Source organism: Ruegeria sp. YTSC004, from assembly GCF_059609805.1.
This window is the reverse complement of the sequence record NZ_JBXWMJ010000004.1, coordinates 136,578-158,615: the sequence shown is the minus strand read 5'-3', so window position 1 is coordinate 158,615 and position 22,038 is coordinate 136,578. Positions and strand designations below refer to the sequence as shown.

The 22,038-nt window shown below is 56.4% G+C and carries 22 protein-coding genes; 10 read left to right on the top strand and 12 right to left on the bottom strand.

Features of this window, described 5'->3' with window-relative positions; genetic code table 11:
- Positions 1 to 37: 37 nt before the first annotated feature.
- From AC2FFP_RS09570 to AC2FFP_RS09560, 3 genes are all read right to left on the bottom strand, one after another.
- Positions 38 to 361: a hypothetical protein gene (locus tag AC2FFP_RS09570; protein WP_496740465.1), complete on the bottom strand. Its 324-nt coding sequence runs from the start codon at positions 359 to 361 to the stop codon at positions 38 to 40.
- Between the two features lie 158 nt (positions 362 to 519).
- Positions 520 to 2,319, bottom strand: a complete 1,800-nt coding sequence (locus tag AC2FFP_RS09565; RefSeq protein ID WP_496766937.1) for an ABCB family ABC transporter ATP-binding protein/permease — start codon at positions 2,317 to 2,319, stop codon at positions 520 to 522.
- A 79-nt stretch (positions 2,320 to 2,398) separates the two neighbouring features.
- Positions 2,399 to 3,730: a LysM peptidoglycan-binding domain-containing protein gene (locus AC2FFP_RS09560; RefSeq protein ID WP_496880977.1), complete on the bottom strand. Its 1,332-nt coding sequence runs from the start codon at positions 3,728 to 3,730 to the stop codon at positions 2,399 to 2,401.
- Between the two features lie 126 nt (positions 3,731 to 3,856).
- Between AC2FFP_RS09560 and AC2FFP_RS09555 the strand changes: the two genes are divergently transcribed.
- Positions 3,857 to 4,408, top strand: coding sequence for an LOG family protein (locus AC2FFP_RS09555; protein ID WP_496844149.1), 552 nt, complete (start codon positions 3,857 to 3,859; stop codon positions 4,406 to 4,408).
- A 49-nt stretch (positions 4,409 to 4,457) separates the two neighbouring features.
- On the opposite strand, the gene AC2FFP_RS09550 is transcribed toward AC2FFP_RS09555, so the two are convergent.
- Positions 4,458 to 4,910: a baeRF12 domain-containing protein gene (locus AC2FFP_RS09550; protein ID WP_496844148.1), complete on the bottom strand. Its 453-nt coding sequence runs from the start codon at positions 4,908 to 4,910 to the stop codon at positions 4,458 to 4,460.
- Between the two features lie 279 nt (positions 4,911 to 5,189).
- Here AC2FFP_RS09550 and AC2FFP_RS09545 point away from each other — a divergent pair, with 279 nt between their 5' ends.
- The 4 genes from AC2FFP_RS09545 (at position 5,190) to AC2FFP_RS09530 (ending at position 8,643) form a co-directional block, all read left to right on the top strand.
- The gene (locus AC2FFP_RS09545; RefSeq protein WP_496844146.1) at positions 5,190 to 5,411 is read left to right on the top strand and encodes an IS110 family transposase; all 222 of its coding nucleotides are present in this window, start codon (positions 5,190 to 5,192) and stop codon (positions 5,409 to 5,411) included.
- 549 nt (positions 5,412 to 5,960) lie between these two features.
- Positions 5,961 to 7,253, top strand: a complete 1,293-nt coding sequence (locus AC2FFP_RS09540; RefSeq protein WP_496880976.1) for a M16 family metallopeptidase — start codon at positions 5,961 to 5,963, stop codon at positions 7,251 to 7,253.
- 1 nt (position 7,254) lies between these two features.
- Positions 7,255 to 7,839, top strand: coding sequence for a hypothetical protein (locus AC2FFP_RS09535; RefSeq protein ID WP_496880975.1), 585 nt, complete (start codon positions 7,255 to 7,257; stop codon positions 7,837 to 7,839).
- A gap of 75 nt (positions 7,840 to 7,914) precedes the next feature.
- Positions 7,915 to 8,643, top strand: a complete 729-nt coding sequence (locus AC2FFP_RS09530; RefSeq protein WP_496880974.1) for a hypothetical protein — start codon at positions 7,915 to 7,917, stop codon at positions 8,641 to 8,643.
- 223 nt (positions 8,644 to 8,866) lie between these two features.
- Here the strand turns inward: AC2FFP_RS09530 and AC2FFP_RS09525 are convergent, their stop codons facing one another.
- Complete coding sequence (locus tag AC2FFP_RS09525; RefSeq protein WP_496766932.1) at positions 8,867 to 9,778, bottom strand: LysR family transcriptional regulator; 912 nt, start codon at positions 9,776 to 9,778, stop codon at positions 8,867 to 8,869.
- Between the two features lie 202 nt (positions 9,779 to 9,980).
- Between AC2FFP_RS09525 and AC2FFP_RS09520 the strand changes: the two genes are divergently transcribed.
- Complete coding sequence (locus AC2FFP_RS09520; protein ID WP_496880973.1) at positions 9,981 to 10,805, top strand: tyrosine-protein phosphatase; 825 nt, start codon at positions 9,981 to 9,983, stop codon at positions 10,803 to 10,805.
- A gap of 200 nt (positions 10,806 to 11,005) precedes the next feature.
- Here AC2FFP_RS09520 and AC2FFP_RS09515 read toward each other — a convergent pair whose 3' ends face one another.
- On the bottom strand, positions 11,006 to 11,605 hold the full coding sequence (locus AC2FFP_RS09515; protein WP_113789565.1) for a superoxide dismutase: 600 nt from the start codon (positions 11,603 to 11,605) through the stop codon (positions 11,006 to 11,008).
- Between the two features lie 101 nt (positions 11,606 to 11,706).
- Between AC2FFP_RS09515 and AC2FFP_RS09510 the strand changes: the two genes are divergently transcribed.
- The gene (locus AC2FFP_RS09510) at positions 11,707 to 12,468 is read left to right on the top strand and encodes an FkbM family methyltransferase (RefSeq protein ID WP_496766930.1); all 762 of its coding nucleotides are present in this window, start codon (positions 11,707 to 11,709) and stop codon (positions 12,466 to 12,468) included.
- A gap of 331 nt (positions 12,469 to 12,799) precedes the next feature.
- Here the strand turns inward: AC2FFP_RS09510 and AC2FFP_RS09505 are convergent, their stop codons facing one another.
- The 5 genes from AC2FFP_RS09505 to AC2FFP_RS09485 form a co-directional block, all read right to left on the bottom strand.
- A complete protein-coding gene (locus tag AC2FFP_RS09505; RefSeq protein ID WP_496766929.1) occupies positions 12,800 to 13,366 on the bottom strand; it encodes a sarcosine oxidase subunit gamma in 567 nt (188 codons plus the stop codon).
- Complete coding sequence (locus AC2FFP_RS09500; protein ID WP_496766928.1) at positions 13,359 to 16,373, bottom strand: sarcosine oxidase subunit alpha family protein; 3,015 nt, start codon at positions 16,371 to 16,373, stop codon at positions 13,359 to 13,361. The genes AC2FFP_RS09505 and AC2FFP_RS09500 overlap by 8 nt, the downstream gene beginning before the upstream one ends.
- A gap of 43 nt (positions 16,374 to 16,416) precedes the next feature.
- On the bottom strand, positions 16,417 to 16,746 hold the full coding sequence (locus AC2FFP_RS09495; protein WP_282120397.1) for a sarcosine oxidase subunit delta: 330 nt from the start codon (positions 16,744 to 16,746) through the stop codon (positions 16,417 to 16,419).
- A 19-nt stretch (positions 16,747 to 16,765) separates the two neighbouring features.
- Entirely contained in the window at positions 16,766 to 17,563 is a 798-nt protein-coding gene (locus tag AC2FFP_RS09490) for an FkbM family methyltransferase (RefSeq protein ID WP_496880972.1), read from the bottom strand.
- Positions 17,564 to 17,660: 97 nt separating this feature from the next.
- Positions 17,661 to 18,905, bottom strand: coding sequence for a sarcosine oxidase subunit beta family protein (locus AC2FFP_RS09485; protein ID WP_496844140.1), 1,245 nt, complete (start codon positions 18,903 to 18,905; stop codon positions 17,661 to 17,663).
- A 196-nt stretch (positions 18,906 to 19,101) separates the two neighbouring features.
- Here AC2FFP_RS09485 and ccmI point away from each other — a divergent pair, with 196 nt between their 5' ends.
- From ccmI to AC2FFP_RS09470, 3 genes are read left to right on the top strand one after another with little or no spacing between them, the layout of a single operon-like run.
- Positions 19,102 to 20,328, top strand: coding sequence for a c-type cytochrome biogenesis protein CcmI (gene ccmI / locus AC2FFP_RS09480; protein WP_496844139.1), 1,227 nt, complete (start codon positions 19,102 to 19,104; stop codon positions 20,326 to 20,328).
- Positions 20,325 to 20,789: a Holliday junction resolvase RuvX gene (gene ruvX, locus AC2FFP_RS09475; RefSeq protein WP_496777644.1), complete on the top strand. Its 465-nt coding sequence runs from the start codon at positions 20,325 to 20,327 to the stop codon at positions 20,787 to 20,789. Before ccmI ends, ruvX begins: the two co-directional genes overlap by 4 nt.
- Before the next feature lie 18 nt (positions 20,790 to 20,807).
- Positions 20,808 to 21,041, top strand: coding sequence for a DUF1289 domain-containing protein (locus AC2FFP_RS09470; RefSeq protein WP_496844138.1), 234 nt, complete (start codon positions 20,808 to 20,810; stop codon positions 21,039 to 21,041).
- A gap of 267 nt (positions 21,042 to 21,308) precedes the next feature.
- On the opposite strand, the gene AC2FFP_RS09465 is transcribed toward AC2FFP_RS09470, so the two are convergent.
- Positions 21,309 to 22,037 (bottom strand): SpoIIAA family protein, encoded by a 729-nt coding sequence (locus AC2FFP_RS09465; protein ID WP_496782593.1) that lies wholly within the window; start codon positions 22,035 to 22,037, stop codon positions 21,309 to 21,311.
- Between the last annotated feature and the right edge of the window lies 1 nt (position 22,038).

Genomic DNA, 22,038 nt, shown 5'->3' with positions numbered 1-22,038 from the left:
TCGCCATTTTTCTTCGCCAGGACTTAGTCTCTAAGACTTAGTCGGTGAATACATATTCACCCAAATCACACAGGTTTAGACCGAAGTCTTCAGCCGACGACCCATCGTCGAACGCCCCCCGAATATCGTAGACACATGTGGTCAGGCCATCCGCGATGACAACATCGATTTCATAATCGGGCGCGACATAGCCACCGCTCAGCAGGTTTCCCTCCCAGCTGCCGGAAGACCCAGGCGAGACATTGAACTCGACCAGATCCGCGCTGGATTCATTCACAACCAGAAATTCAAGATCCTCGGCAAATGCCGAAGTCGCCGTAAGAACAGTTGCGGCCAAGGCTGCTGCTGCACGCATTTTCATTAGATATTCCTTTAGTTAAGGTCCGGCCAAAGAACCTGGCACCGTGTCTTTAGGTGATTTGTCACCAAGGAAAATGAACGTCAAATTAAACTTGGAGGAATGAACGCATTTTTGCTGCGCTGTTCTGCCTGGTCTCCTGAAATACCCCTGTGACCGGATCAGGCCGCGTCCGCTTGCTGGCGACTCCAGAGCTGCGCGTAACGGCCCTCGCGCTGCAAAAGCTGGTCATGGGTGCCTTGTTCAAGGATTTCTCCGCGTTCCAGAACAACAATGCGGTCCGCTTCGGCAATGGTGCTCAGGCGGTGCGCGATCGTCAGCACGGTCCGTCCCTCACCAGCCCGCGCCAATGCGTCCTTGATGTCCTGTTCGGTATCTGTGTCCAGCGCCGAGGTCGCCTCATCCAACAGCAGGATCGGCGGGTTCTTCAGCAGGGTACGCGCAATGCCCACCCGTTGTTTCTCGCCACCCGACAGCTTCAGACCCCGCTCTCCAACCTTGGTGTCATAGCCTTCTGGCAAGGTCACGATAAAGTCGTGGATCTGCGCAGCTTTGGCAGCAGCTTCGACATCTTCCTGAGTGGCCCCGTCCCGGCCATAAGCGATGTTGTAGCGGATGGTATCATTAAACAGCACTGTGTCCTGCGGCACGACGCCGATGGCTGCGTGCAGGCTGTTCAGGGTCACGTCGCGCACGTCCTGCCCGTCGATCTTCAACGCGCCCCCGGTGACATCGTAGAACCGGAACAGCAAGCGGCCTATCGTCGACTTACCCGAACCTGTGGCACCGACAATTGCAACAGTCTGGCCAGCAGGTACCGTCAGCGACACACCTTTGAGGATCTCGCGGTCCGCATCATAACCAAAGCGCACATTGTCCAATGCCACCTCACCACCACTGACCACCAGATCTGGCGCGCCGGGCTTGTCCTGCACCTCGGTCGGTTGTTCCAGCAAGTCGAACATCTGCCCCATATCCACCAGCGATTGGCGGATTTCCCGGTAGACAGTGCCCAGAAAGTTCAGCGGCACGGTGATCTGGATCATATAGGCGTTGACCATGACGAAATCGCCGACGGTCAGCGTTCCCTGTTGCACCCCCATGGCCGCCAGAACCATCACGCCGATCAGCCCGCAAGTGATCAGAAGGGACTGACCGAAATTCAGGAAGGCCAGCGAATACGCCGTTTTAAGCGCAGCCCCGGCATAGGCCTTCATCGACACATCATACCGTGCCGCCTCGCGCGATTCAGCATTGAAATACTTGACGGTTTCAAAGTTCAGCAGGCTGTCGATGGCACGTTGATTGGCCTCAGTATCCTGATCGTTCATTTCGCGGCGCAACTTCACGCGCCATTCCGTCACCGCAAAGGTGAACCAGATGTACAGCGCGATGGTGACAGCAACGACAACCAGATACCAGACGTCGAACAGCCACATCAGGATGATCGCGACCAACAGCAGTTCCAGGATCAGCGGACCAATCGAAAACAGCAAAAAGCGCAACAGGAATTCCACGCCTTTCACACCACGCTCGATAATCCGGCTAAGCCCTCCGGTGCGACGCGTCACGTGGTAACGCATGGATAGTTGGTGGATATGCTGGAACGTCTCCAACGCCAGCGCGCGCAAGGCCCGCTGCCCCACCGGAGCAAAGGCCGCATCGCGAAGCTGCTGGAAGCCGACGGTCATCATCCGCGCGACGCCATAAGCCACCGTCAGACCAATAGCACCCAACGCAAGCGGCGGTACGCCCTCACCCGCCAAACTATCAACTGCGCCCTTGTAAAGGATCGGAGTATAGACCGCGATAAGCTTGGCCAAAACAAGCATGCCCATGGCCAGAACGACGCGTCGTTTTACCCAAGGCTCGTCCTCGGGCCACATATAGGGCGCAACTTTCCGGATCGTGCGCCAGCCAGAGCTGCGTTCGTCGGACGTGGGCGTATCGGCTGATGTCATTGGCGCTGCTCGTCTCATCACGTACCTGATCTGCGGTCAGAGATAGACCGCCGGCCCACCGAGGGCCAGCGGCAATAGTTTATTCCGGGATGGTGAATATCTGACCGGGATAAATCAGGTCAGGATCGCGGATCGCGCCGCGGTTGGCCTCGAACAGTTTCACGTACAGGATACCATCACCGAACCGGTCGCGCGAAATGGCCCAAAGCGTGTCGCCTTCCTGCACGGTGACCGCGCGGATCGGGGGCGTATCTGGTTCGCCCTCGGGCTCATCACTGGCCTCTGCCGCGCGCAGCACCTCTAGCGGTTCGCGCTTGAACGGGGTTTCCAGGCGGCTGACCACTGTACCATCCGAGGCGATTTCATCGACGCGCAATGTATATATACCGGGATCAATTCCCTCGAGTTCGCTGCGCCATTTACCATCATCAACCGGCGACAGATCATCAACAAGCTGGTTATCCAGATACAGTCGCACCGCAGACCCGTCCGGGACCCGGCCGGTAAGCTCTACGTCGCCAACGTCGGAATAGCCGATCGTGTCCAAAGCCACCTCGTCCGAGGCGTCGGGTTCGGCGGTTGGAGACTGAACCAACTCAACCCCGTCCTCGCCGGAACGCAGAATGGCAACTTGTTGATTTTCATCGCCTTCTTCAGCGGTTTCTTGTGCCGTCTCCTGGGGTTGATCCGCAGACGGTTCTGCGGGCGCATCCGCCGTTTCGACATCCCCGGTCGTCGTTTCATCTGTTGGCTCTGACGAGGGTGTGTCTTGTGCCCCTGCTGTTTCGTCGCCGGAGGGCGCAGCGTCACCCGTTTCGGCAGCGGCGACCTGCTCGGTCGTCGGTTCAGGTTCAGGTTCAGGTTCAGGCAAGGCTGCAATCAAATAGTCGTCCGAACGAACGGGTTGATCCTGGCCCGCAGTTTCCAACGTAAGCCCGCGCGCATCGTCTGAAAATGGAATCGAAAGGAACTCGGCAAACTGACCGGTGTTATCGACGGTAAAGCTGTGCACTTGCTCACCATCCAGCAGGACACGAACATCCGTGCCTGGCTCTGCATTGCCAGAAAGAACGGTATTGCCGTCCGGCTCAACAAAGATCTGGTCCAGAGTCGGTGGCGCGACACCCGGGTCAGCCTCAGCCGTTTCCGTCGCCGGTGCGGTCGCGGATTCAGACGGATCAGCGGTTTCCGGTTCCTCAATTGCTGTGCTCTGATCCTCGGACGGTGTGGAAACCGAACTGGCCTCTTCCGTGGTTTGGACAGAGGTGTCTTGCTGCGGTGAAGCTTCCTGAGGACCCGTCCCGAAGACGCCGGACAGGTACAACCCGCCCGCCCCGACTAATGCAACGATGCCGGCTATCACCCCCCAGATGAAAGTACCGGAGCTTTCGCTTCCCGACTTGGAGTTCATTCTTTTCCTTTCGCTCCGCAGCGCAAGTGCTTTGAGCAAAACACATTCTGCCTAACGGTTGAGCCAATCTATCAATCCCGCTATCACGGGTCAAAACACCATATACAAGCCCGGAGAAGCCAACCCATGTCTCAGAAATCTGTCTGTGTGTATTGCGGGTCACGAAATGGCGCGAATCCGGCCTATTCCGACGCGGCGCAACACTTTGGAACCCTTTTGGCCAAAGAAGGCTGGCGGCTGGTCTACGGGGCCGGGGATGTGGGGCTAATGGGCGAGGTCGCGCGAGCTGCGCAAGCCGCTGGTGGTGACACGTTCGGCGTCATCCCCGTGCACCTTCTGCAACGCGAAGTCGGCAAGACGGACCTGACCCGTTTCGTGGTCACCGAGACGATGCACGAGCGCAAGAAGGTCATGATCATGAACGCCGATGCGGTTATTGTCCTGCCCGGCGGCCCGGGGTCGCTGGATGAGTTGTTCGAGGCGCTCACCTGGCGGCAGCTGGGCCTGCACGAAAAGCCCATTCTGGTCATGAATGTGGATGGCTATTGGGATACGCTGCACGAGCTGTTGCAACAGGTCATCGGCCAAGGCTTTGCAGACGCATCGCTGTCGGATTTCATCACTTGGGTCGATGGCCCGAAGGCTGCAATGTCAACGCTCAGGAAAGTTCTGACTTAGGCTGACAGATGTACGGGCGGCCAGAACCGCCCGTTTGCCATCGCCAAATTCAAGTCGCCGGAGCAAGGCGCTGTCGCAGCACCTGTTCGACCTTATGCATCGGATGATTGGTCAGAGTTTTATCGACCTCGGCAACCACTTTACCCAGCACTTCGCTGTGCAACCGCCGACGCAACAACCCCAGAACATGCGGGCTGGCTACCAGGACCAATCGTTTATAGGCCCCTTTTAAACCCTTACGGTTTAACAGGTTGGCGACATCCTGCACGAACAGGGATTTCGCATGGGTTTTCCATTTGCTCTCTTCCACGGCCGATTTCTGATGTGGCGCCGTGTCAAAACGACGACCGGCCCGGTCCGAGGGCTTGGTCCTTGGTCCGTCGCTTTCTTCTACGGATACGACAACCAGATTGGGATCTTCAGCGTCGGTGATATTCTCCATGAACAGCGCCTTTTCCCCGTCGGCGATGACAACCCATGTTCCCTGTGCAAGTTCGACCATTGTGTTCTCCTGTAATGGCGTTTTTTTGGCCATCCCTCATGCGTCAGGCACAGCTTACCCGAGACGCGCCAAAGTCATTCAGCGCGGTGCCTGACCGTTTTCTTAGTGGTTTGCAGCTCTCTCCCTCCGCATACTTTAGCTAGGTATTGCGGGGCGGCGTACAATAGGTCTCAATTCGAAAGTTGACGTATAGGCAGGTTTTCTCCTGCGGCGGAGTTGCAGGGTCACGCCGGCACTGTCGAATAGCTTTTTGGCTAATGTCAGCTTGCGGGACGAAGCATGGGTATTTGGGCTAACCAAATTGATGGGTCTGCCAGTCAGTGTCGGATTGAATTTGGTTTTGCTTCAATGAGCCGGCACCTGTGTCATGGGCTTCGGGCCGCTGGTCTTGATGTGGTCTGGATGGAAGCACGGCAAGTGAACGCGACTCGTTCGGCGATACGTAACAAGACCGACAAAACGGATGCGCGAGGGATTGCACAGGTGTTGCGATCTAATTGATTCTGTAAATTTTTCATCAAGAGCCGCAAGGCACACGCGCTAAGAACACTACTGAGAAGCCGCACGGCTGTTCAAAGGAAATGCATCGATTTGACCAACGAAGTCCGCGGCTTGTTCAGGGTCTTCGGCCAGCAATTGCCGTCGCATGTTGATCAGGGGTCTTTCGACGAACGGGTCATACCATTGATCGAGGCATCCAGATCTCGCGCGTGCGCTTCTGCCGCTCCTAGATGCACGCGTGATGCTGTACAGAACCTACTGAGAGCTGGATCGCCGGGCAAAGCAGACGCTTCCCTCTTGATCTCTGGAGGATAACTGTCACTCGCTGCTGCTCTACGATGTATTACTTTTGGGTGATCTCTCCATAGAGAGCTGAGGTGCGAGTTCCGCGCGTATTTAGTCTCGTGTCGAACACATTTCGGCAAGTTTTCAATTGGCGGCTTGAAATAGCAGCTCGTATCCCACAAGCATTTAGTAAATCACTGTCGCATTCGTTAAACGCCTGATGACGGATTTTTTTTTGGACTAAGTGACATAATTTAAAGGATTATGATGCGCACAGTCGTATTGTTTTTTTCGCTTGTCCTCTTGGTGTTTGCTGGAACTGCTCATGCTCAAGGCGTCACCCCTCTTTCTGAGAAAGGCGGATTATACGCAGCCTATGTGGTTCCGAGGGATGACTTCGACCGTGTGGACGTGCAGCTAATTGTTCTATCGGGGGCGTATGATGATCCAGAACCATCCGGTACAGCTCATCTAGCTGAGCATCTGGCCGCGTTTTCAGCGGACGCCACAATACTTAGAAAGCCCCGAGGGCGCGATATCTACGCGACAACGCATAACGTATCAACGGTGTACACGAATTCCGGCGTACCTTCTGACATAGAAATGTTGCTGCAGCTGTCTCGGGCAGTCCTTGACACGCCATCGCTGCCAGAAGGATTTGCGGAAAGCGAAATTGATATCGTGCAGCGTGAAACATTTCTTCGTGAAAGGCAGTCTCCGCTTCGTTGGCTCAGAAGAATTGCACTTCAAAACCTCTACGGCACTTTGCGCGGCCGTGCAGACAACACCATTGAAGATCTTCCGCAATTGAACCTTGAGAAGGCCTATCAGTTTCACAAAACTCACTATACGCCGTCCAATGTGACGTTAATCGTGTCGGGACAAATTGAACCTAGTAAAGCTGAAGAACTCGTTGCTCGTATATTTGAGGACACCGAACCTTCTGAGGCCCCTCAAAAACGCTGGTTAGACGACAAACCAGACCCTGAGGTTCGGTTTGTTGAACGCATTCGGTCGGACAAGTTGGCGCATGACACAATCCAGTTTGCGAAATGCGTGGACTTCGAAGATCGATCAACCAGCATCGATATGCAGGGCGCATTTTTTATCGCCACCGATGTTTTGAACGAAAGGCTTTACAAGGCCCTGTACTATCAAGACGAGCGCGTTTTCAGCGTCGACGCTGACTGGTTTTTTGCCAAAAATGCTGATCTGGAACTTACCATAGATTTGCACCTAATGCCCGGCTTCAGCTTGGACGCGGCGCATAACCATCTGACAGAAACTCTGGCCAATTTGTTGAACGAACCGATCACAAGGGATGAAATCAATCAAGCGCGCCGGATGCAGGTCGTTGGATCCAGAAATGCCGCGCGCCGGCCCACAGAGTTTCTATCATTCCTGTCGAATGTGGCTTCTGATGGTTTCCCCCCTCTCACACCGACTGTATTTGTCGACATCTTGAACGATACGACAGATCAGGACGTTATTGATTTTGCCGAAAAGGTCATCAAGCCATCAGCCACTTCGGTCGTGTTGGCCGAAAAAGCAGAGTAACATGCAGACATTAAAAAGCCGGTTCATTTCCTCTCTCTTATTGGTTCTCAGCCTGCTGTCAGCGCAGCAGGTCCGTGCGGAGCTGATCGCAACGACCGGTGATGCAAATTTTGCCTATCTGATGCCTCTGGAAAACGGCATTTCTGAGCTCACCTTGGTTTGGCCGATAGATCGACCGACGATAGACCGGGTGGCCGCATTGCGTGCAGGTCTCTCAAGTGTAATTTCTGGAGGAACATCAAGCCGTTCTTCCTACAAAATTGCTGAGTACAAGCAGTTGAAAGGGATCAAGCATTACGTCGAAACAAGTCGCCGTAGTCTGATGCTCACGGTCTCGGCGCCAAACGAAGTCTTTCCAGAGACCATCGTTCACCTCGAAAACCTCTTGCTTGAGGCGGAATACTCGGACGACTGGTATGCAAGAGAGCTGCAGTATTCCAACTCTACCAAGTCTACCAGAACCAGGAGGCCAGAAGATGTTCTGAAGGAAGTGGCGCATTTCCTGGAGTACGAACCTGGCGACGCAGATGCTGAGGTTGGGGGTGGCGAATTTCGTTTTGGTCAACCCATTCAGGCAATCCTATAATCCGGAGACCAAGAAGTAGAACGCCGCACTCTTCGATTGGTCAGCAAGCTTCCGCGCCTGAAGGGAAAGTGGAATTTGCCTTTCGCAAAATGGGCTGAAGCGTTGATTGGCACGAATGAGGAAGATTTCAGCCTTCCGACGGGTGTCATTCACTTTGCCGATCCTGACTCTACCGAGATGCTGATCCTTTTTGTCAAAGCTGAAGAGTTTGAAGATGAGATTGACCAGGTTGGGACAAATGTCTTGGTGGATTACATCGGTGCCAGTCAAGGATCCGAGATGTTTCGTATTATCCGCCAGGAATTGCGCGCGGCTTACGATCCACGCTCAGACTTCGTTGTCATGGGTAAGAAAAAGGCGATTATCTCGCTAAGCGCCACAGTTGAGGCCGTGAAGTGGCCCGAAGTCTATGAGAGAATAACGGACATTTACCAGAGTGTCCGCAGCGGGAAAATTGAACAAGAAGGTTTGGGGATTCAGTTCAGTCGGTTGGACCGGGCTTACTATCGCGATTTTTTTACTGAGCCTGTCTGGGGTGCGCGACAATACCTGCACGAATATCCCGAGGGTACTGACGGCACTATCGAAATTCCGCTTTTTAGCGCTTTTCAATCACTGTCATTGGAGCAGACGGCAGCAAACTCACGTGAGCTTTTGCCGCCTTTGGAGGATTTCCTCCTTATATTGATCGGAGGCGGAAGCTCACCTTCGGACATCTTGCCGTCAAAAGGTTACTGTGCGCTGCCCAAAAGCACTCCCTTAAGGTTTTGCCTTGATGCGCTGCCGAGTGCTGAAAACCTTTAAACGAAATGCAATTGTAGTTGGCCTTTTGAAAGGAAGCACTAGCCCCTGCGAAGCTCATTCGCCGCGCAAAGCAGTCATAGGTGTTTAGCGCAGCATTGTGCAAATTAGGCTCAGACCGGACTTGCGGCAGTACAGAAAGTTGAAATGGCAGGTTTTCTGCCGATTCAATTCAGCTTTGCAGACAAACAGTGAATTCGCTGAATTTGCTTGAATGTCGGCATTGCTATCGCCTGCCAACCTGATGATCGCCAATCCAGGCGCGCTGATCCCAAGTTGTGATTTCACTCGTCAGCCACCTCATCACAGGCCCTTGGTTGGTCGCGTTTGTTGTGAGGAAATCCACCGTCCTCAGGATCGCGTTCTGCGCGAATTCGTACTCCAGAACCCTCAACTCGCCGCCTAAGATTTCTCGCTCCACCGAAACGACCGGCAACTCTGCCCAGCCCAAGCCACCTATCACAAGCGCCTTTCTGGTGATCGAAGTACTTGAGATCCAAACGTCCGGGCTGAATATGCGGTCTCCAGCGACTGAGGCTTCTGAACTCGGTTCCACCGCTTGACGGTATTGGGACAGGTCTTTCCGCCCCACGGTCGCCAGTTTAGCCAGCGGGTGGTCAGCGTGACACACGGGCACCACCCTCTGAAACCCGACGCCCAGGCATCTGTAGCTTTGCGCCTCCTTGGGCGCCTCACATACGAAAGCAGCGTCTGCATCACCTGATTGAACTGCCTTTAGAACAGAAGGCCTCGAAAGCTGCTCCACCCGGAGTTCCAGGCTTGGGAACCTATCGGCTGTGCCTGTTAACAAACTTCGAACACGATCCACCAACAACCCATCTTCGACAAAGAAGGAAAACCTTGGCTCAACAGATCCGCTTAACGCCTCGGCTTGCCCCCGAAGCATGTCCATGCTGCTCAATACCGACCTTGCGTGCTTTAGCAGTGACTCACCGGCTTCCGTTAACACGGGGCGATAACCATCTCTGTGGAATAACGACAGATCCAGATCGATTTCCAGATTGGAGATCGTCGCGCTAATGGCAGATTGAGCTTTGCCCAGCTTTCGCGCAGCGGCCGAGAACGAACCACACTCAACAGCAGTGACAAAAGCGCGTAACTGCTCGATTTCGGGCATTCGTAACTCCATCTAAAAATCCTATGGACTTTAACTTTCTATATCTATCCTTCCTCTGATTAAAGAGCATCTGATCAAGAGATTTTTTGCATTGAGGACAAACGGTATGAAAGCGCACTCCCCATTGAGCTTGGCAGCGGTAATTGCGTGCACATTCACTGGCGGAGCAGCGACCGCGCAAACAACAGCCTGCAATACTGCTTTGGACATTGATCTGCCATCGGAGTGCGAAGACGTGAAAGTTACCCATCCGGTCCATGGGCTTGAGAATTTTCGCGAACTCACAACTCCTGATGCGGGGATCAGGCCCGGTGTGCTCTTTCGCTCGGATCAGTTGGATGGCCTTTCCGATGCCGCCATTGCCGAGCTGAATGGCCTCGCTATCGAGACCATCGTTGATTTGCGTACCCCGGAAGAACTGGAAACGCACCCAAACGCGCAGATTCCTTCGGTGGATTTCAACGCCAATCTGCCCATTGGCTCGGATCCAGCCGACATCGCCAAGATCATGCCCATCGAGATCGCGTCTCAAATCCGCCCAATGTGGTTTGACGGCAAGTTCGATGAGATCGACCAGATGCTTGCGGATCACGATGTCGACCTGCGCCAGATCAGGATTGACCGCTACCGGGACTTTGCGACCAAGTTTGATCCGCAGGTGTCCCGGTTCCTGCATCTGCTCACCGATGCGAACAACTTTCCGATGCTATTTCACTGCGCAGGCGGAAAGGACCGCACAGGATACATGGCGGCCGTCACCATGTTGACGTTAGGCTATTCCGAAGAGGATGTCGTGCGCGATTACCTGACCACCAATGCCTTCACCTACGACGAGCTCGAGCAACTGGTTGGCAAGGGCCCCCACTCGCTGCGCCCGGCCTTCGGTGCGCATCCGGAACAAATCACAGCCTCTCTTCAGGCGGTCAAGGATGCTCATGGCTCTTTTGACACTTATCGCCGCGATATTCTTGGCATCAGTGATAAGGAGGTGGAGGCGATCAGGCAAAACCTACTCGTGCAGAACTGAGGCGCTGACAAACGAAAAAAACGGTTTTCTAATTGCCGACAATCGTACGACCTGAAGCATCAGTTGCTTCGGGCTCGAAGCAGTCAATCGATGCGGATTGCAAAACGCAGCATCACCATCAAAAACAGCTATCTAAACAAGAAAGGACCTGCCAGCGTCACCGCCAACAGGCCCTTGAAAAACCCTTATTGGGTTAACAATCACATCCGCGATGCAACGTTTTCCCAGTTCACCAGATTGTCGAGGAAGTTCGACAGGTAAGCCGGACGCTTGTTGCGGAAATCGATGTAGTAGGAGTGCTCCCACACGTCGCAACCCAGCAACGCGGTTTGACCAAAGCACAGCGGGTTCACGCCGTTTTCAGTCTTGGTCACAGCCAACGAACCGTCTGCGTTCTTGACCAGCCACGCCCAGCCCGAGCCGAACTGACCGGCACCAGCAGCGCTGAACTGCGACTTGAACTCGTCAACCGAGCCAAAGCTTTCAGTCAGTGCTTTTTCAAGCTCACCGGGCATTGCGTTGCCGCCGGGCCCCATCATTTCCCAGAACTGGTTGTGGTTCCACAGCTGGCTGATGTTGTTGAAGATGCCGTTTTGCGCGACGGCGTTTGCGTCGTAGGTGCCAACGATGATCTCTTCCAGCGACTTGCCGTCCCACTCGGTACCAGCGATCAGCTTGTTGCCGTTGTCGACATAGGCCTTGTGGTGCAGGTCGTGGTGATATTCCAGTGTTTCCGCGGACATACCCTTGGCTGCCAGCGCGTCATGTGCATAAGGAAGATCAGGAAGTTCAAAAGCCATATCGGCCCCCTGTTAAAAATGTAAGTTGCGGTTCCCAAGGTTAAATGCTTTGGCAGCCGCCGCAGGTCAAGAGCCGAGACAAGAAAACCCGGAGGCAGGCGATGCTTACACAGGCGCGCAAGATGTTTTACCGCGCCCGCGGATACTATGCGGGCCAGCTGAATGGCGAGCCGTTTCGTCTGGACCCTTATCATTCGAAATTTTGGCGCAAGGCGTCTGATGGCAAGTGGGAGCCTGAAACTTTCGCGGTGCTCGACAAGTATCTGTCGGCAGATCGGGATTATCTGGACATCGGTGCGTGGATTGGCCCCACGGTTCTGTACGGTGCCCGCCAAGCGCGGCACGTCTGGTGTTTCGAACCGGATCCGACGGCTTTTCGGCATTTGGCCTGGAACCTCGACCTGAACGACATCCGCAATGTTTCGGCCTTTGGCGTGGCGTTGTCGGATCAGTTCGGAGTGGCACGCATGGCGTCGGTACGCGGCGAGCCGGGCGATTCCACCAGCTCACTTTTGCATGACGGAACACACGGCAACGACGCCTTGACGATCGCATGGGACCAGTTCGAGGCCGCGAATGACCTGTCGGGTGTATCTCTGGTCAAGATGGATATTGAGGGGGCTGAGTTTTTTGTGCTGCCAACGATCCTGCCCTGGTTGAAACGGACGCGACCTACTCTGTACCTCTCACTCCACTCACCGCTTTTGCCCGAAGAAGACAGGTACCAGCGGACATCGGACCTGCTGGAAAGCCTCTCCTTTTATTCTGAAGTAAGCGACGAAACCGGAAGCCCGCTGGATGTGCAAAAAGCGCTCAGCCCAACGGAAATAACGCGGTACCGCACGGTACTTTTTTCTATCTAGTAATGCGGCCGCTAGCCCTGTCTAAGTAGTTGTTTCCTCACTTACCAATCTGGCGGGTGCTCGTTGAATAGCACCCACGGAAGAGTTTTTGAGAAAGCAAAATGACAGCATCGCCTACGGGGATTGCTGAGACGATCTTTTCCGCACAATCAGTTCTGGCGGATACTGTCGAATACAAATGTGAAATCACGAAGTCGGACGGCCATGGCTGAATCGCGCCAGTTTTGCGCATACAAGCGCTGCCAACAAACCATATGGTTCGGGAGTTTGCAGCGTAACCACCGGGTAAAGAAAGCCTCGGTGTGGCCGGGGCTTTTCACTTCACTTCGGTTCAGTAAACCCCGACTTCGCTGCCGGGCTGCGCCGCAACTTTAAGCAGCTTGAACACGTAGTCTGCGGCCGACCGGAAACAGACAACACGGAAGGTATCGGCGTCATCCATCCAGAACGCCCCTGCCACCTGCGCCAAGCGCGAGCGGCGGATCTGACCCGGTTGAAATACCTCAGCCGACAGCTCGACCGGGGCAAGTTTGCCCAGCACCTCACGCGCATTGCTGCCCGAGATACGGAAAACCGCGCGGGCGTCCGAGACGTTGACCGCCAACGCGTGTGTACCGCTCAGCGCGTTGGTCAACGCCGCCAGTTTGGCCTCAACCTCGGCGTAAGGAACAAGCACCAACAATTCATCGGTGGACATCCAGCAGACGCCGGACTCACCGTCGACCAAGGCTTCGCGCTGATCGGGCATCTTCTGACCCGTTGCGTCCTTGACGGCCTTGGCCAACACCTTGTCGGACAGGTCGCCGCGCAAGGTAATCATACCCTGCAGGCCACATTCCCGGACCTTGGCGATGCCATCATACCTTGCATGGTTCAGTGCGCTGATGGGTTCAGACATTCTGCTTCTCCCCGTCCTTATCGAAGAAGATCGGGTCCACGATCTTAGCTTTGTAGGTTTTGCCATCGGTACCCGGGAACTCGACGATCTCGCCCATGCGGTCGGGACCGTGCTTGATCAGACCCATAGCGATGCCCTTGCCCAGATTGGCCGAGTAATAGGTCGAGGTCACCCGTCCGATCATATTGCGCTGCCCGTTGGCGTTGACGCCCTCGCCGACTGCGTAAGCTCCGTCAGGGATAACCGAACCATCCACAGTCTCTAGACCAACCAGTTTCCAGCGGTCCGGATCGGCCATGTGGCTGCGTGAATGGGCACGTTTTCCGAGGTAGTCCTCTTTCTTTTTCGAAAGCGCCCAGTTCAGCCCCAGATCCTGCGGGATCACGGTGCCGTCGGTCTCGTCCCCGATCATGATAAAGCCCTTCTCGGCCCGCAGGATGTGCAGACATTCAGTGCCGTATGGCATGACGCCGAACTCTTTACCTGCGTCCATCAATGCATCCCAGAATGCCTGACCCTGGCTGGCGGGCACTGCAATCTCATACGACAGTTCACCTGAGAACGAGATGCGGTAGGCCCGGCAATCGAAATCTCCGATCTTGCCATCACGCCATTCCATGAAGGGCAGCGCTTCTTTCGAAACATCCATACCGCCCAATTTCTCCAACACCTTGCGGGCGTTGGGGCCAACAACCGCGACCTGAGCGTATTGCTCGGTCACGTTGGCGACGTAGACTTTCCAGTCCCACCACTCGGTCTGCAGCCATTCTTCCATATGGGCATGGATGCGTTCGGCTCCGCCGGTGGTTGTGTGGCACAGCCAAGTGTTCTCGTCGATACGAGCAACAACACCGTCGTCGATCAGGAAACCGTTTTCCGAGCACATCAGGCCATAGCGGCATTTGCCGACCTTCAGCGTGGACATCATGTTGGTGTACATCATGTCGAGGAACTTGCCGGCGTCCGGGCCTTTGACGATCAGTTTACCCAGTGTCGACGCGTCCAGCAGACCAAGGTTTTCGCGGGTATTCTTGACCTCGCGGTTTACTGCGTCGTGCACAGATTCACTAGGACGTACATAAGCGTAGGTCCGGCGCCAGTGGCCGACCGGCTCCCAATCCGCGCCGTTCTTGTCGTGCCAGTCATGCATCGGCGTTTGACGGATCGGTTGGAACACGTCGCCCCGCGCTTCGCCGCCAATCGCACCCATCGAAATGGGCGTGTATGGCGGACGGAACGTGGTGGTGCCTACCTTTGGAATTTCCGATTCCAGCGCATCAGCAAGAATCGCCAGTCCGTTGATATTGCTCAACTTACCCTGATCTGTCGCCATACCCAGTGTAGTGTACCGCTTAGTATGCTCGACGCTTTCATAGCCCTCGCGCGCGGCCAGTTGCACGTCAGAGACTTTGACGTCGTTCTGGAAGTCCAGCCAGGATTTCATGCGTAACTGCACTTCGGCATTGGCGGGCATCAGCCAGACCGCTTGCATAGCGGCCTCTTGCGTGGCCTCACCAGCCGGAGCTTTGGTGTTCTTTGGCTTGAAGCCAGCAGCTTTGGCGGCCGCTTTGCCCGCAGCGTGCGCGTCCGTCAGAACATCGCCCAATGCCAGAGGGCCATTAGACGCACCAGCAGCCACAACAAATCCCTCGCCGTTCGCGCCCAGTGGTGGCCGTGCCGGATCGGGGCGGAAATGCGCGTGTGCCTCGTCCCAAATCAGCTTGCCGCCGCAATGCGACCACATATGAACAACCGGGGACCAGCCGCCAGACATGGCAACCGCGTCGCACTCAACTTCTTCGCGAGCGCCACCGATACCTTCCTGATTGCAGATTTCGACCTTTTTGACGCGCTTGCCGCCTTTGACTTTGGCAATGGCCTTGCCGGGGTCGACCCGGATGCCAAGCTGTCGCGCCTCTTCGGCCAGCGGTCCGGCTGCAGCGCGCGCATCAATAACACGCAGAACATCGACACCTGCCTGTTTGAGGATGATCGCTGTGCGATATGCGTCGTCATTGTTGGTCGCGACGATCACACGCTCGCCCGGGGTGACGCCCCAATTCACCACATAGTCGCGCATGGCCGAAGCCAGCATGACGCCCGGAACATCGTTGCCCGCAAATGACAGCGGGCGTTCGATGGCGCCTGTCGCAGTGACGACCTGCTTGGCCCGAATACGCCACAGGCGATGACGGGGACCTTGTGTGCCCGGTTTATGATCGTTCAGACGCTCATACCCCAGCACATAACCATGGTCATAGACACCCGCGCCCATGCAGCGGTTGCGCATGATAACGTTGTCCATTGTTTCCAATTTGGAAACCAATTGTTCCACGAACTTATCCACAGGCTCATCATTGATGGTCCCGCCATCGACCGGAGCGCGCCCACCCCAATGCGCGGTTTGCTCGATCAGCAGAACCTTCGCACCGGTCTCGGCCGCCGCCTTGGCCGCTTGCAACCCGGCGACACCGCCACCGATCACCAGAACGTCGGTGAAGGCGTAGAAGTGCTCGTAGGTGTCTGCGTCGCGGTTGTCTTTGTCGGGTGCTTTACCCAGACCGGCCGACCGCCGGATGATCGGCTCATAGACGTGTTTCCAGAATGGCTTGGGGTGGATGAACGTCTTGTAGTAGAAGCCCGCTGGCAGGAACCGCGCCAGCGCTGTGTTCACGGCACCGATGTCGAATTCCAGGTTCGGCCAGTGGTTCTGTGAAATTGAGGTCAGACCGTTGAACAGCTCGGTCGTGGTGGCGCGCTGGTTCGGCTCGAACCGGTTACCCTGCCCCAGGCCGACCAGCGCGTTCGGCTCTTCCGCGCCGCTGGCCACAACACCACGCGGGCGGTGGTATTTGAACGACCGGCCCATCATCATCTGATCATTGGCCAGCAGGGCCGAGGCAAGCGTGTCGCCTTCGTACCCCTGCATCGAAGTGCCGTTGAAGGTGAATGTGACCTGTTTCGACCGGTCAATCAGCCGGCCTTGTTTTGCGAGACGGGTGCTCATGTTGCGGACCTTTCGCAGGCGGAATTAGGGATGGCGGCGCGGATCATTCGTACTCTCTCCACGTCCAGCCAGGGCGCTTTGCAGTGATCGCGTCCTTGAGTTCTTTCGGCGGCTCGGTGGTCTGGGCGGTATAAGTCCCGAACACTTCGAGCGTTTGTGTGCAGCGAGCGGCGTGGAACCACTTACCGCAGCCGTTGCTGTGGCGCCAGCGTTCGAAATGAACGCCTTTGGGGTTCTCACGCATGAACAGGTAGTCGTGGAATTCGCCATCCGACGAGCCGGGACCGAAGCGTTTCAGATGCGCCTCGCCTCCGGCGGACAGTTCAGATTCTTCGGCGTCGACGCCGCAATACGGGCAGTTCAGGATCAGCATTTGTTCATCACACCTATTTTCATTGAGTAGGTACGGGCTGTTCTTCGACAGCCAATGGAACCATGTTTTCAAAGTGGAACATGGCTTCGATGGGGATAGTGATGGCGTTCGGGCGCACTCCGACAATGTCATCCGCAATCTGATACGCAATCATTCCAGCAGCATTCAATGTGGAAACGATCGATCCCTTGGCTTCACGATTGCCAACATTGCATTCGATCAAGGCAACCTTGGTTTCGAGGCTGGAAAAGTCGACGCTGTTTAGGACAGTGACTTCGTGTCCCTCAACGTCCACCACAAGTACATCAGCTTTGCGAGTTCCATGCTCAGTCAGAATATCATCCAAACGTCTGGTACGCACTTCTGTGCTGACAACCGCGCTTTCCGGAATGGTTAATCCCTGTTTGCGATTGGCACGTTGCACAGCGCTTTCCATTCTACCTTTTTCGACGGAGGCACATCCACGCAACCATCCCGGGCAGCTGCTCTTCAGGCGTTCATCCATATGATACAATGCCATCGTGCCCGGTGTCTCAGAAACCGCAGCGTTCACCAAGACAACGTTTGGATTATTTCCATGCAAGCCCTCAAGTTCCTGGAAGTACACCGGATGCGGTTCAATAAGCACACCTGACCAAGTGTCTTTTGACCAATAGCGAAAAAGCGGGTCTTCCAGCTTACCGTCATTTGCACCGACCTGGACAACGTGCACGTGCTCGGCCCGTGCATCCAAACAGGCAAGCAGGAAGTCCCGCATGGCAAGTTTGGATTTGCGGGGTCGCCCCGGCACGGAAGTCGGTAGGTCGTTCAGGTTCACAGGCTTGCTCCTTGCGCCAAACGAACGAAGCCACAAGCGCGACCCGACGGCATCGCAACGCAACCATCTTGTGCAGGGATGAACACTAGTCCTCGCATCAGTGCGCCACCCCGGCGGCGACGCTTTCGTCGATGAAGCGGCCCTCTTTGAAGCGGTCCAGCGTAAAGGCTTCGGTCAGCGGTGAGTGACCTGTGGCCATCAGTTGCGCCATGCCCCATCCCGATCCCGGGATCGACTTAAAGCCACCCGTGCCCCAGCCACAGTTGATAAAGCAGCCGCCCAGTGGCGTTTTTGACAGAATCGGAGATCGGTCGCCGGTCATGTCCACGATCCCGCCCCACTGGCGCAGCATCTTCAGGCGCGAGATCATCGGGAAGGTCTCGACAAGTGCGCGAACGGTTTCCTCGATATGATGGAAGCTGCCGCGCTGGGTGTAGTTGTTGAAAGCATCAGTGCCGCCGCCGATCACCATCTCACCCTTGTCGGACTGAGACATATAGCCATGCACGGTGTTGGCCATCACCACCACGTCCATGCAGGGTTTGATCGGCTCGGACACCAATGCCTGCAGCGCGATCGCCTCCAGCGGCAGACGGAAGCCCGCCATTTCGGCCAACTGTCCTGAATGGCCCGCAACCACCATGCCCAGCTTGTCACAGTCGATCGAACCTTTGGTGGTATCGACGCCAACAACGCGGCCGTTTTCGGACCGAACGCCTTTGACCTCGCATTGCTGGATGATGTCCATGCCCATCGCGGAACAGGCGCGGGCATAGCCCCACGCCACGGCGTCGTGACGCGCGGTACCTCCGCGTTCCTGCCACAATGCGCCCAGAACCGGATAGCGCGGACCGTCGATATTGATGATCGGTACCAGTTCCTTAACGCGCTCAGGGGTGATCCACTCGGTCTGAACACCTTGCAACGCGTTGGCATGAGCCGTGCGCTGGTATCCGCGAATTTCGTGATGGGTCTGGGCCAGCATCATAACGCCACGGGGGCTGAACATAACGTTATAGTTCAGTTCCTGGCTCAGATCCTCGTACAGGCTACGCGCTTTTTCGTAGATCGCTGCCGAAGGGTCCTGCAGGTAGTTCGAGCGGATGATAGTCGTGTTACGACCGGTGTTACCACCGCCCAGCCAGCCTTTTTCGATCACGGCGACATTCTGGATGCCGTAGTTCTTACCCAGATAATAGGCCGTGGCCAGACCATGACCGCCCGCACCGACAATGATCACGTCGTATTTCTTCTTGGGTTCGGGCGAACGCCAGGCGCGTTCCCATCCGGTGTGACAGCGCAGCGCTTCGCGCGCTACAGCAAAGGCTGAATAGTGTTTCATAGGCGAATCCATCCGGTTCGGTGATTGCGCGAAGATATGCCGCGTAACACCAGCGCGCCCCTGCCGTTCAACGCCGTAATATCGCACTATTGCGACATAGGCCCCATTATTGCGACACGAAGTCGGCCAGCGGCCATTTGTCCCTTTTGTCGGCCCGCCGAGAGGTCTAAGTCAGGGCAGCCACTTCGGAGAAGCCATGTCGTTCTGGGTCCTGATCATCTTAACAGCTGCCGTGACTGCAGTGCTCCTGGGCTATTCCATCCTGCGAACGCGCGACACACGCGAACCCGCAGCGGCGTATGATCTGCGTGTCTATCGCGAACAGCTGGCGAGCGTCGATAAGGATCTGGCCCGAGGTGTCATCGGCGAAGCCGATGCCGAGCGTGTTCGCACCGAGATTTCGCGCCGTATTCTGGCCGCAGACGCCCAGATGCAGGCACGGTCGACCCGACCGGGACCGCCACTTTGGGCCTCGGCCACCGCGATCGCAGCCGTGGGTCTTATCCTGGTCGGCGGTGCGGCCTGGATGTACGACCGGATGGGTGCGGCGGGGCTACCGGACCAACCTCTGTCGCTGCGCATTGATCGAGCGGAAACCTTGCGCGCGGAACGCCCCAGCCAGGCTGAATTCGAAGCCACCACAACACCAGCCCCCATGCCGCAGCTGGAAGAGAGCTACGCGGCGCTTTTAGAGCAGTTGCGTGAAACCGTCGAAGCGCGCCCCGATGACCTGCAAGGCCATATCCTATTGGCGCAACACGAGGCGAACGCAGGCAACTTTCCGGCCGCATACAAGGCGCAGCAGCGCGTGATCGACTTGTCCGGTGACGCTGTCCCAGCAGATGCTTATTCGCATCTGGCAGAAATGATGATCCTCTCGGCGGGTGGATATGTATCCCCCGAGGCCGAAGCTGCATTGCGCGAAGCGTTAACACGTGATCCGCGACACGGTCCGGCGCTGTATTACCTTGGCCAGATGATGGTGCAGGTCGGGCGCCCCGACATCGGGTATCGCATCTGGACCGACGCCTTGCGCAACGCACCGGCCGGCGCGCCGTGGGTCGACGCAATTCTGGCGCAACTGGAAGAATTGGCTTTCCGCGCCGGCGTGTTCAACGCGCCCGAAGTTACGGCCCCTACCGGACCCGGCCCAAGCCAGGATGACGTCGAGGCTGCCGCTGCGCTGACCCCGGACGAACGACAAGAGATGATCCGAGGCATGGTCAACCAGCTTTCAGACCGGCTGGCCACCGAAGGAGGAGCGCCCGAGGATTGGGCCCGTCTGATCGCAGCACTGGGCGTTCTGGGCGAAGGACAGCGCGCCATCGACATCAGGAACGAAGCCATGGCAGTCTTTGCCGACAATGCCGATGCCCTTGCAATCATCGACGCCGCTGCGCTTCAAGCAGGTATCGCACAATGATTTATGACGAATTCGAAGACTTCGCCGCTGCATTGTCACCCATGACTGCCCTGATGGGGTTGGATCTGGGCGAAAAAACCATCGGCGTGGCTGTGTCCGACCGGATGCGCGGCGTGGCCAGCCCGCTTGAGACCGTACGGCGCAAGAAATTTACCCTGGATTCGGCCCGATTGCTGGAAATCATCGCGGATCGCGAGATTGGTGGTGTTGTGCTTGGCCTGCCCAAAAACATGGACGGAACCGAAGGCCCCCGGTGCCAATCGACCCGCGCTTTTGCCCGAAATCTGTCACGTCTGACCGAAGTTTCGATCGGATTCTGGGATGAACGGCTCAGCACGGTAGCGGCAGAAAAGGCACTGCTTGAGGCGGATACGACACGAAAACGTCGCGGACAGGTTATCGATCACGTCGCGGCGGGCTATATTCTGCAAGGAGCGCTGGATAGGCTGCGCTTTCTTTAAGGGCGACGGGGTACACCGATGACAAACATGGTCTGGAAAAGGAACGAGGTCGAAAGCCCTTGCATCCAGATATGCGTCGTGCACCCGACCGAGCGCATCTGTACTGGTTGCTATCGCACCATTGATGAGATCACACGCTGGTCGAAAATGGGCAGCGATGAACGTGCTGAGATCATGGAAGATCTGCCCGCGCGCAAGCCACGCCTCGCCAAACGGCGCGGCGGACGCGCGGCGCGCGTGAACAAATCCTGATATCCACTTCTGGCTTTTAAGCTGAATTCGCGCTGCTGCGGGTTGGTCTGAACTCCGAGGGGGGATCAAGTTCGAAGACATGCGTAAGTGAGTGGCAACCCACAGCAGCGCCTTTCAGCAAAATGGTCTTCCGAAGTGGTCGGGCGGAAGAACAATTCAGGTTTAAGCGTTTTTTGACCGACCGATCAAGAAAAATTGAACGGTCGGTAAATTAACCTTACGTAATGGTAAAGTCAGGCGAGAACTGGCGCCGTGATCAGCATCGCCCTACCCCGCTGCAAGCCAGGATTTTGCGTTTTCGAAATCCTCAGAAGGGAAGAACTGCGTGCGGGCACCCAGAACGTGACTGGCGACACGCTGCGCCATATGTTGCCACGCTTTGTCCCCCACTATGGCGGCGCGATCCAGCATTCCCACATGCCCTCGGGCCAAGCGGAAATGTGCGGCCAGTGCGGTCAGCCCCTGCCAGCCGTCAAACTCGCGCAGGTCGATCAACAGACGGAACCCGTTCTTTGAACTCAGCAAGGTATCCAGATCACGCTCAGCCTGTTGGTATTCTTCGGGGTCCAGTTTGCCCATCAGGCTGATCTGCACGCAGGGTCCGCCCAAATCGGTCACATGGATGGCCCCCAGAGACTCGCGCATCCAACGGCGCGCGGCCTCAAGTTCCGAAAGTTCAAACACATGAACGGGGCATGGCAGGATCGGCGCGGCCAGACGGATGCTTGTCTGTACCCAGCCCTGATCAGCCGCAACTGCGATACGGTCAAACCCGCGCCAGTGGCTGAGACCCAGCTTGGTATCGGACCACGCGGCCCCAAGATCATAGCCTTTGAACTCTGGCTGCACGATTGCCAGCAGACGCACCGCATCATGCGCCTCAAGCGCCGCTTCGATCGCGGGGACCAATGTCTCGCTGTAGTCTTTGCTTGTCACTTCGCCGGACAGCTCGACCTCGATCTGGGCCCCATCAGAATCCGTGTGAACCGTAATCATC